The organism is Allobosea rubneri, assembly GCF_032464875.1.
Classification (GTDB): Bacteria; Pseudomonadota; Alphaproteobacteria; order Rhizobiales; family Beijerinckiaceae; genus Allobosea; species Allobosea rubneri.
The window spans coordinates 1-631 of sequence record NZ_JAWDID010000143.1 but is presented as its reverse complement, the minus strand read 5'-3'; the positions used below and the strand labels follow the sequence as shown (position 1 = coordinate 631).

The window sequence follows — 631 nt, the reverse complement described above, 5'->3', positions numbered from 1 at the left end:
GATCCACGGCAGCCCGTACTGGCGACGCACAGCCTGGATGTTCAGGATGCCGGCGATCTTCGCGATCGCGTACGCGTCGTTGGTCGGCTCCAGGTGACCGGTGAGCAACGCGTCCTCGCGGATCGGCTGCTCGGCGAACTTCGGGTAGATGCACGACGACCCGAGGAAGGCGACCCGTTCGACGTCGTTCGCCAGTGCCGCGTCGAGCACGTTCGACTGGATGCGGAGGTTGTCGCTGAGGAAGTCGACCGGGTAGGTGCTGTTCGCCAGGATGCCGCCGACCTTCGCGGCGGCGAGCACGAGGTATCGCGGCCTGATGTCTGACATGTAGGCGAAGACCGCGTCACGATTCTTCAGGTCGAGTTCCGTGGACGTCTTGCCGACCACCTCGGTGAAGCCCTCGGCCTTCAGCTTTCGGACGATGGCCGAGCCCACGAGCCCGCGATGGCCGGCCACGTAGAAGGTGGCGTCCCGGTCGAGCTGTGCCGGGACATACTGCCGAGGGTCGGTCGCGGTCGTCACTTGCCGACCAGTGATGGTTCGGATGTCCACGAGACCAGGTTGACGGAGTCGATCCACTCCGGACGCTTGTCCAGTGCCTCCACGTCGGCGTCGACCATCAGCTCGGCGA

Annotated in this window: 1 protein-coding gene; it reads right to left on the bottom strand. The window is 65.5% G+C overall.

Going from position 1 to position 631, the window contains the following annotated elements:
- Positions 1 to 456 (bottom strand): NAD-dependent epimerase/dehydratase family protein (locus RKE40_RS29660; protein WP_316021741.1); only part of this gene is annotated, 456 nt, incomplete at its 3' end.
- Positions 457 to 631 lie beyond the last annotated feature (175 nt).